This window comes from Mesorhizobium sp. M7D.F.Ca.US.004.03.1.1 (assembly GCF_003998635.1).
Lineage (GTDB): Bacteria > Pseudomonadota > Alphaproteobacteria > Rhizobiales > Rhizobiaceae > Mesorhizobium > Mesorhizobium loti.
Map to the genome: position 1 here is coordinate 1 of NZ_RZQG01000163.1, position 9,185 is coordinate 9,185.

Sequence of the window (9,185 nt, forward strand, 5' to 3'; positions counted from 1 at the left end):
GCGCTGGTCGGATGACGCGTAACGACTTCTCGAACGAAAGCTTCCCCTCGGACCTCAAGGTCACCCGGAGGGGAGGCGAAATCATCCTGAAATTCCGCACCGCCACCGTCGTGACCACCCCGCAAGGGGCGCTCGCGATTGCCGAAGCTTTGAAAGAGGTAGCAATTGCAGTTCACACCGTTCCCTACCCGTCGCAGAAGATCAAGATCAACGTCTTCAACCCCAACAGTGGCGACCAGATCGCCGACCGGTTCATCAAGCTCTACGGCTGGAAACCGATCGACCTGACGCCCACCGGCAAGCCCAAGATCGACGAAACGATCCTTGAGGACCTTCCGTACCCCGAGGCCGCTGAACTCGCTCGCTACAAGATGATCCAGAAGCGGATCGGACAGATAGCGGAGGGTGATCAGGCCTGGCTGTCGGCGGTCAAGTCTGACGGCAACGTCTACACCACGACCAACACCGGGGGCACGGTCTCAGGCCGCGCCTCGCATTCCAACTTCAACGTCGGACAGATACCGACCAACGAGAAGGAATTTGGTGCCGACTGCCGAGAGTGCTTTGGGCCGACCACGAAGGCCCGCAAGTTGGGCTGGAAGCAGCTAGGCTGCGACGTGTCTGGCCTCGAACTGCGGATGCTCGGCCACTTCATGTACCGCCACGACAACGGTGAGTACGCCGAGGAAGTGGTCAACGGCGACGTCCACACCAAGAACCAGAAGGCCGCTGGACTATCGACGAGGCAGATCGCCAAGCGATGGTTCTACGCGTTCCTATACGGCTCCGGTCTGGCGCTGCTCGGTCTCATTGCCGGTGGCGATGCGAAGCTCGGGCGCAAGCTCAAGCGCAACGTCATGAAGGGCCTCCCGGCTCTCAAGGCGCTGATCGACGGCATCAAAGAGAAGGTCGAGAAGACCAAGTCCCTCAAGGGCCTCGACGGACGCATCCTGTTCTCCCGCTCGCCCCACTCGGCGCTGAACCTGCTCCTGCAGTCAGCCGGTGCCGTGATGTGCAAGCTGTGGATCATCGAGTTCGTCAAGCTCCTCAAGGAACACGGCCTCTACCAGACCCATGTGCGCCTCATGGCGTGGGTCCACGACGAACTCCAGATGGAGATCGACCCCAGCCTGATCGAGACCGACGCGGACGGCAAGCAGACATCCATCGTGGGTGAACTGTGCATCCAAGCCATCAAGATCGCAGGCGAGAAACTGAACCTCCGGGTGCCCCTGACGGGCGAATACAAGATCGGAGACAACTGGAAGGAATGCCATTGACCACTGAACGCTACTACGCAGTCGACGCCGAGGGCACCAAGTGGACCCTCAAGGCCGACAACCTTCCCGACGCCCAAGCCGAGATCGCGCAGACCTACTTCCTCCGCAAGATCGCCACGCACATCGCCCGAGTTACCGAGGAGACCCTCCCGAATGCTTAAGCCAGCCAACCGCTACGAGACCCGCCTGGGTCGCCGCATCGCAATCATCTGCTACGCACCACTCATCCCACCTTACGTCATCGGGGTTCTGCTCTGGGAAGCCACTCGGGAGATCATCCGGGAAACCCCGCAGCTTTGCCGGGACATTGCCGGGGTGTGGCGCAAGTGAAGCTCCTGATCGACGGGGACATGATTGTCCACCGGTCGACCGTGGCTGTCGAAAAGGACACCCGGTTTCTCGACCGCTATCACATCCTCTTTTCGGACTTCAACGACGCTTGGGGGGTCCTCCAGTCAACGCTGGCTGACCTCACCGACATCGCCGGGACCGACGACGTGGTCTTCTATTTCTCGGACGACGTGAACTGGCGCAAGGAACTTGTCGAGCCCGACTACAAGTCCAACCGCAAGGGCTCCCGAAAGCCGCTGGCCTACTACGCGGTGATCGAGGAGATCGAGCGGCTCTAGGGACACCATCCGTGCCGCTGGTCTGCCGCTGACGACCAAGTTCACGCCAGCCGTGCAGGATCAACTGATCTTCGCTCGACTGGTCAGCACCCGTGGCATGAAGGACTACCTCGAAGGCAAGATTTCCGCCGAGGACTTCCTCGACAGTGGGCTCGCCAAAGAGTTCGCCGGTCTCAAGAAGACCAACGGCAGAGGCGAGTACGACGACGATGGCCTGAACACGGCATCCATGTCGCCCCGCAAGACCCTCGCGGCGCTCATCCGGTTCAAGGAAACGTACCAGCAGGACCCGGCAAGGATCACCAAGAACGAGAAGGGTGTGATCACCCTCGACAGCATTGGCGATGCCGGTGCCGATCTTGAGAATGCCCCGTCCGACAGCGGCGTGGACGTCCCTACGGCCCGCTCGGCCAAGGCTGACGCCTACATCCGCTACATGGAGAAGCACCCGGAGGAAGCCAACAGCGACCACTGGGAAGACCGCATGGCATCGAGCAAGCTCTCGATGGCTGACCGGGCGCGTGTGATCGAGAGCCGCGACAAGCTGCGCAACGAGACCACGGCCAAGAAGGCCCTTGAGGAGCAGAAGTCATATCAGGAGATCGCCGGGCTGGCCGACAAGGTCATCCGCTCCAAGGACAGCGGCTCGCTGGAGGCCCTCAGGACCAAGAACTACGACGTCTACACGAAGCTCCTCGACCTCCAGACCAATCCGCCTGACCCGGCAGACATGGACAACGAGGACTTCACGAAGATGGCGAACTACGGCAACCCCGCGTTCCCGCAGGATGCCCTCAGGGCCTACGTCCACGGCACCATCGACCAAGACACCTACGCCAACGCGATGCAGCACTACGACATCGAGCAGACCGTCAAGCCTATCCTGGCCATGCCTGCCATCAAGCCCGTCATGGAGAAGCTCAAGCTCCCCATCATTGGCGAGAACAAGAAGCTGTTCGACAGCCAGATCGCCGTTGTCCTCAACGACATGATGGAAGCGAACGACGGCAAGCGCCCCTCGCTGCTCGAAATTCAGGCAGCAGCCCAACAGGTCCAGCAGGGTCTCATCGCCACTCAGGCTCAGGAGGTCCAGACGCGGACCACTCGACCCGAATATGCACTAGGAAAGTAACAACGTATGGATCAAACTTCCCCGTGGGTTCAACTCGAAGACGGCTCGATGCAGCCGTCCGCAGAACTGGCTCAGGCCTACCGAACGAACCCCGAAAAATTCCCGCATTTCATCGACGATGCGGTAGCCCTCAGCGGAAAGACCCGCGAGGAAGTCCAAGCGATCATCGACAACCCGTATGCCATGGGTGGCACCTTCGGTATGGACAAGACCCTCGGTGGTCCTGTGCAGACGATCATGAACCCAGAGATACGTCGTGGTCTCGCGACCGCCGCTGGCACCGTGGCTGAGAAGCTCGGCTTCACCGACGCCGGTCAGTCGATCAAGGACTACGGTCAGAGCATCGACCCGGAGTTCGACACCGAACGCACATGGGCCGACAACGTCGCAGAGGTCGTCGGTCAGGCGGCTCCTGCAGTTGGTGGTGCCATCGTCTCCGGTGGCGTGGTCCCTGCGGCCATCGTCGGGGCGGGCATTAGCTCGCTCACGTTCGAGGACGAGGACAACCTCGCGAACCTCGTGAACTCCCTCGCTGACGGCGCGGTGCCTGACGTTCTCGTGGTCAATCCCGAGGACGACCGGGACACGGCGCTCGCCAAGAGCTTCTCCGTCAACCTGCTGACCGATCTGGCAACCGCTGGAGCGGCCAACGCTGTCTCCAAGCTCTACCGGCTGGTCAAGTCGGTGCCGAACGGTTTCGTCGACATGAAGGTCCTCAAGGAACTCAGCGATGAAGCTGGCGTCCCCCTGCGGGACGGCCCGGTTGGACCGAAGGTGACCCCTGAGATCGCCCAGTCCAAGAAGACCCCGACCGCTGATCCTGCATACCAGGCAGGGCTATCGCGCCGACATGGCCGATATGACTCCCTATGAGCGCTGGCGTCGCAAACGTGCGGGGCTCGAGGGAACCCAAGTCCTTTTGCGCTCGTCGCCAGGTTTTGAGATTGTCCCGGAAATCACCGTCCACGCCAACGACGTCGTCATCGACAAGACTGCCAACGGTGCATTCACCCATACCGACCTCGATCATGTTCTGCGGGCCAGGGGAATTTCCCACCTGCTTTTCAGCGGCTGCACGACGGACGTTTGCGTGAGCACGACAATGCGTGAGGCGGCGGACAGAAATTACCAATGCCTGCTGATCGAGGATGCCTGCGCCAGCGGCGACCAGTACGCCCATGACGCCGCCGTTCACATGGTCACCGTCGAGGACGGCATCTACGGTGTCGTCTCAAGGGCGGCGGATGTGATGGCGGGCCTTCGCGCATTGGACTCGTCCTCGGCCAATACCTGATCGAAACCAACTGGATTGGTGCAATGCCTTATTTCATCTCTCTGATGCGTCTCACGCAGCGGGGGCTCGACGAGATTGCCAATTCTCCGGAGCGCGCTCGGGTCAGTCGTGAACGAGTCGAAGATCTCGGTGGGCGCAGCGTCGCCCTCTACGCCACAATGGGCGCCTACGATTTCGTGCAGATTTTCGAGATGCCGAGCGAAACGGCGATGATGCAATACCTGCTCGTCGCCCGCCAGGACGGGCATGTCGATCCGGTCGTGCTTCGTGCATTCGACGCCTCGGCATGGAGCTCGATTGTCGAGGCGTCGATAAAAAGAAAAAGCCGAATTGCAACAGGGGAATTGCCATGAAACGAACGATGCTACGTGCCTGCCACATCGCTTCTGTGTTGGGCGCAACACTGCTCAGCCAAACCGCTCTTGCTCAAACAGCTGCGCCCTCGTTCATACACGACGGACACCTCACCGTGTGCACCACGGCCGGCTTTCCACCATTCACCTACATGGACAAGCCAACCGACACGCGACCGGTCGGCGTCGACATAGATGTCGCCGATGCGCTTGCCAAATTCTGGGGCGCCGACATCACATTCGTGGTCTCAGGCTTTGATGGGCTTCTGCCGTCGCTGCAGGCAAGTCGCTGCTCGCTCGTCATCAGTGGCATCTATCTCAACGACAAGCGCCGTCAATCCTATGATGGGGTGCCCTATCTGAAATCGTCGACCGTGATCGTCACTGCCGCGACGAACAATGCGATCAAGACCCCGGACGACCTTGCCGGCAAGTCACTGGCGATCGAAGCCGGGACGTCTTACGCCGATGCACCCGACGAGATGAACAAGAAGTTCAAGGCGGAGGGCAAGGCGCTTGTCACCTTCCAGACCTATGAATCGCAAGTCGCGGCGACCCAGCAGGTCATGATCGGGCGAGCCGATGCAACGCTGACCGAAGCGGCTGAAGCTGGCGTTCGCACCAAACAGACCGGTGACAAGATCAAGGTCGTGTACACCTATCCCTCCGAGTTCCAGTTTGGCATATACATCCAGAAATCGCCGGAAGACCTGGCGTTGCTGAGGTCGGCGCTTAAGGCGCTCAAGAAGCAAGGAACGTTTGGCGAGATATCGAAGAAATACAATTTTCCCGAGTCTGGTTTCGACGTAGACTTTGGCTCGTAGGCAAGAAGCGCGGGGCCGACGTGCTTTTTGATCCGACCATTTTTCTTCAAGCTCTCGTCAGCCCCGCCTTGATCCAGGGCGCTCTAATAACGATCGGCCTTTCGATCTGCGTCCAGGTGACGGCCTTCACGCTGTGTTTGCCGGTGGCGATCGGGTTAAGCTCGAAGCATGCTTCGGTCCGCTGGGTCCTGTTGGCCTATGTCTGGTTGTTCAGAAGCGCGCCCATGATCCTGGTGCTGTTGTTTATCTGGAACGGCTTGCCGCAACTGTTTCCGATATTCCGCTCGTCGTGGTTCACCCCGTTCATTGCCGCTTACATTGGCATGACCCTGGTCGGTGTGGCCTATAACGCGGAAATCATGCGGGCCGCGCTTGGGTCTCTGGGGGTTGGCCAGAGGGAGGCGGCTGCCGCACTTGGGCTTACCAAATTTCAGGCCTTTCGCTTGGTCGTCATGCCTCAGGCAATGCGTATAGCCTTGCCGTCTCTGATGAATGAATTCATTTCCTTGCTGAAATCGACGTCCCTGGCGTACACGATCTCGCTGCGGGAATTGATGACAACAACCTCCCTGTCCATATCGGCGAGCTTCCGGTTCACCGAATGGTATGCCTGCGCGTTCCTCTATTATCTCGTCATGGTCTCCATCCTGACACTCGCGCAAGGCTGGATCGAGAGGCGAATGTCCGCCCCATATTCTCGGAAGAGCAACGATCGGAATTCCGGCTTGCAACCCGTCCGCACCACACCGGCACTGAACGGGAGCGATCAGAACTTGTAGCTCAAATTGATGCCGACCGTGTTCAGCTTCACATTCTGATCGCGATCGTTAAAGGGTTCCGGCGTGTCGTAATGCTCGGAGCCGAAATCGTAGTAGCGATACTGCGCGCCGACAACGAACTTGTCGGTCAGCGCGTAGTCGACGCCGGCCCCGACGGTCCAGCCGACATTTGTGCGCGTGGTGGTGAACGCCGGCCCCGCGACTTGCGACGTTTCGATGCCGGCAAAGGCGATGCCGCCAACGCCGTAGACCAGCAGGCGATCCATCGCGTAGCCGGCCTTGGCGTTGACCGACCCGAACCACTTGACGTCGGTGCCAAATGTGCTTCCCAGGCCCGATTCCGTCGTGCCTTCGATCGAGGAATAGTTGAGATCTGCCTCGGCGCCTAGCACCGCCTGGTCGAACTGCCAAAGGCCGGCGACATGGCCACCGACGAAGCCGCCGTCGATGTCGGGTGAGATTGAAAACGGCGCGCCTTCTGTCCCTGATATATCGGATTGGCCCCAGCCATAGCCGGCCTGCATGCCGGCATAGTAACCCGTCCAGTCGAAGCCGGGCGCGGTCATCGGCAGGTCGACCGCCGGGTCGGCTGCGAAAGCCGGCACGGCCAGAGCGGCAAGGAAACCGGCACTTGCGACCATCAGTCGATGCATCGAACTCCCCGAAATGACGATTCAGAAAGATCCTTGCGGCGAGGATAACCACATTCGCCGCAAAACGGAATCCCATTGCTCAACAATCGCAATCCCCTTTCTGCCGCACAGAATCCCTATTTGGTGTCGATGAAGTCCAGCGCCGCCTGGCTATACTCATCCGGCGCTTGCAGCATGGCGAAATGACTGGCGTTGGGTAGGATGATCAGCTTCGCGCCCGGGATGGCGGAGGCGATGTATTCGGTGTGTTCGCGCTTGATCGCCTCATCATGGTCGCCGGCAACGATCGCCGTCGGCGTGGTTATCTTGGCGAGCTGTTCCTTGGTCCACGCCGGCTCGCTCTCCCACATATGGCTCATCTGCGCCACGAAGGCGTCATACTGGTCCGGCGTCTTTGACATCTTCTTGTAGTCGCGGCCGGAGCGGTCGATGTAGGCGGCAAAGGTCTTGTTGGTCATCACGCCGGGATCGACGCCATCGGTGGTTACGTTGGCGGCTTGCGCAAAGAGCCTTGTCAGCCGCTCCGGATGATGCAGCGCGATGTCGATACCGATAATGCCGCCATCGCTCCATCCGACAACCGCGGTCCTGTCGATCTTCAGGTAGTCGAGCAGCGCCAGATAGTCCGACGCCATCAAGTCGTAGCCGTAAGGCTGCTCGGTGCGGGTGGAGCGACCGTGGCCACGGCTGTCGGCGACTATCACCTTGTGCGTTTGGGAAAGCGTGGCCACCTGGCTGGCCCAGATGTCGGCGTGGCCGAGGCCACCATGGATGAGCAGCACCGGGTCGCCCGCGCCGAAAACGGCGTAGTACATCTGGATGCCGTTCACCGGCGCATATCCGCTCTGATCGGGTTTGGGCATGGCCGCCGGCTCCGGCAAGGTCTGCCAACGTTCCTCGGCGGCGGCAAAAGTGGTCGACGCTGCGAACAAGATGATGGCGAACGCTTTCCAAAAACGGGTCATGTTTCCCTCTTGCAGCTCGATCCGCAGTCAGCATCGCGTTTTAGCCGGATTAGTCAACAAGCCTGGCCTGCCGCCGGATGTCGGACCGACAGCTCTGGCGGCGCCAGCCTACATTTGCGACACTGGCCCCAACCGAGGAATCGCCAATGACGAAAGCCAAGCCCGCAAGGCCCGCAAAACCCAAACCCTGGACCGAGATGGCGACACATCTGGTCGATGTCGCCATGGGGCGCAAACCCGCCGATCTCGTCGTGCGCAACGGCCGCTGGGTGAATGTCCATTCGGGCGAGATCATCGCCGGCACCGACATCGCCATTGCCGGCGGCCGCTTTGCCTATTGCGGGCCGAACGCCAGCCATGCCATCGGCCAGGGTACCAAGGTGGTTGACGCCGGCGGGCGCTACCTGGTGCCCGGTCTCTGCGACGCGCACATGCATGTCGAAAGTGGCATGGTGACGGTGACAGAGTTCTGCCGCGCTGTCATTCCGCACGGCACCACTTCGATGTTCATCGACCCGCACGAGATCGCCAATGTACTGGGTCTGCCCGGCGTGCGGCTGATGCATGACGAAGCTGTGGCGATGCCCATCAACGTGCATGTGCAGATGCCGTCATGCGTGCCCTCGGCGCCGGGGCTGGAACACGCCGGCGCCGAGCTGACGGTCGCAGACGTCACCGAGGCGATGACCTGGGAAAACATCATCGGACTGGGTGAAGTGATGAATTTCCCCGGCGTCGTCGCCAACGATCCTGTCATGTCGGGCGAGATCGCCGCGACGGTGAAAGCGGGGAAAACGGTTGGCGGTCACTATGCCTCGCGCGATCTCGGCCTGCCGTTCCATGGCTATGTCGCCGGCGGCCCCGAGGACGATCATGAGGGTACGCGCGCCGAGGACGCCATCGCCCGGGTGCGCCAGGGCATGAAGGCGATGCTGCGGCTGGGCTCGGCTTGGTACGACGTCGCCTCGCAGATCAAGGCGGTGACCGAGAGCGGCATCGATCCGCGCAACTTCATCCTGTGCACCGACGATAGCCATTCCGGCACGCTGGTTCAGGAAGGCCATATGGACCGCGTGGTGCGCCACGCCATCCAACAGGGGTTGAAGCCGGTGACGGCGATCCAGATGGCGACGCTCAATACCGCCCAGCATTTCAAACTGGAGCGCGAGATCGGTTCGATTGCGCCGGGGCGGCTGGCCGACCTGCTGATCGTCTCGGATCTCGCCGCAATGACCATCGACGAGGTCTATGCACGCGGCGTCAGGCTGGCCAAGGG

General features: G+C 60.8%; 13 protein-coding genes. 11 read left to right on the forward strand and 2 right to left on the reverse strand.

Annotation, left to right across the window (positions count from 1 at the left end; all coding sequences use genetic code 11):
- The 10 genes from EN935_RS12245 to EN935_RS12280 all read left to right on the forward strand — a co-directional run.
- Positions 1 to 1,280 (forward strand): DNA polymerase (locus EN935_RS12245; RefSeq protein ID WP_206534509.1); only part of this gene is annotated, 1,280 nt, incomplete at its 5' end.
- The gene (locus tag EN935_RS40775; RefSeq protein ID WP_164757595.1) at positions 1,277 to 1,441 is read left to right on the forward strand and encodes a hypothetical protein; all 165 of its coding nucleotides are present in this window, start codon (positions 1,277 to 1,279) and stop codon (positions 1,439 to 1,441) included. The genes EN935_RS12245 and EN935_RS40775, both read left to right, overlap by 4 nt.
- On the forward strand, positions 1,434 to 1,610 hold the full coding sequence (locus EN935_RS40780; RefSeq protein ID WP_164757596.1) for a hypothetical protein: 177 nt from the start codon (positions 1,434 to 1,436) through the stop codon (positions 1,608 to 1,610). The genes EN935_RS40775 and EN935_RS40780 overlap by 8 nt, the downstream gene beginning before the upstream one ends.
- Entirely contained in the window at positions 1,607 to 1,909 is a 303-nt protein-coding gene (locus EN935_RS12250) for a hypothetical protein (protein ID WP_127263062.1), read from the forward strand. Before EN935_RS40780 ends, EN935_RS12250 begins: the two co-directional genes overlap by 4 nt.
- Before the next feature lie 52 nt (positions 1,910 to 1,961).
- Positions 1,962 to 3,041 carry a hypothetical protein gene (locus EN935_RS12255; RefSeq protein WP_127263063.1) on the forward strand — a complete coding sequence of 360 codons (1,080 nt, stop codon included), beginning with the start codon at positions 1,962 to 1,964 and terminating at the stop codon, positions 3,039 to 3,041.
- A 6-nt stretch (positions 3,042 to 3,047) separates the two neighbouring features.
- Positions 3,048 to 3,914: a hypothetical protein gene (locus EN935_RS12260; RefSeq protein WP_127263064.1), complete on the forward strand. Its 867-nt coding sequence runs from the start codon at positions 3,048 to 3,050 to the stop codon at positions 3,912 to 3,914.
- Complete coding sequence (locus EN935_RS12265; RefSeq protein ID WP_127263065.1) at positions 3,892 to 4,335, forward strand: isochorismatase family cysteine hydrolase; 444 nt, start codon at positions 3,892 to 3,894, stop codon at positions 4,333 to 4,335. Before EN935_RS12260 ends, EN935_RS12265 begins: the two co-directional genes overlap by 23 nt.
- Positions 4,336 to 4,358: 23 nt before the next feature.
- A complete protein-coding gene (locus EN935_RS12270; RefSeq protein WP_127263066.1) occupies positions 4,359 to 4,688 on the forward strand; it encodes a GYD domain-containing protein in 330 nt (109 codons plus the stop codon).
- A 116-nt stretch (positions 4,689 to 4,804) separates the two neighbouring features.
- Positions 4,805 to 5,512, forward strand: a complete 708-nt coding sequence (locus EN935_RS12275; RefSeq protein WP_164757597.1) for a transporter substrate-binding domain-containing protein — start codon at positions 4,805 to 4,807, stop codon at positions 5,510 to 5,512.
- 20 nt (positions 5,513 to 5,532) lie between these two features.
- Positions 5,533 to 6,291 (forward strand): amino acid ABC transporter permease, encoded by a 759-nt coding sequence (locus EN935_RS12280; protein ID WP_127263068.1) that lies wholly within the window; start codon positions 5,533 to 5,535, stop codon positions 6,289 to 6,291.
- Here the strand turns inward: EN935_RS12280 and EN935_RS12285 are convergent.
- Both EN935_RS12285 and EN935_RS12290 read right to left on the reverse strand, forming a co-directional pair.
- A complete protein-coding gene (locus EN935_RS12285; RefSeq protein ID WP_127263069.1) occupies positions 6,279 to 6,944 on the reverse strand; it encodes an outer membrane protein in 666 nt (221 codons plus the stop codon). The genes EN935_RS12280 and EN935_RS12285 overlap by 13 nt on opposite strands.
- 116 nt (positions 6,945 to 7,060) lie before the next feature.
- Entirely contained in the window at positions 7,061 to 7,909 is an 849-nt protein-coding gene (locus EN935_RS12290; RefSeq protein ID WP_109671731.1) for an alpha/beta hydrolase, read from the reverse strand.
- Positions 7,910 to 8,055: 146 nt separating this feature from the next.
- Between EN935_RS12290 and EN935_RS12295 the strand changes: the two genes are divergently transcribed.
- Positions 8,056 to 9,185 (forward strand): amidohydrolase family protein (locus EN935_RS12295; protein ID WP_164771098.1); only part of this gene is annotated, 1,130 nt, incomplete at its 3' end.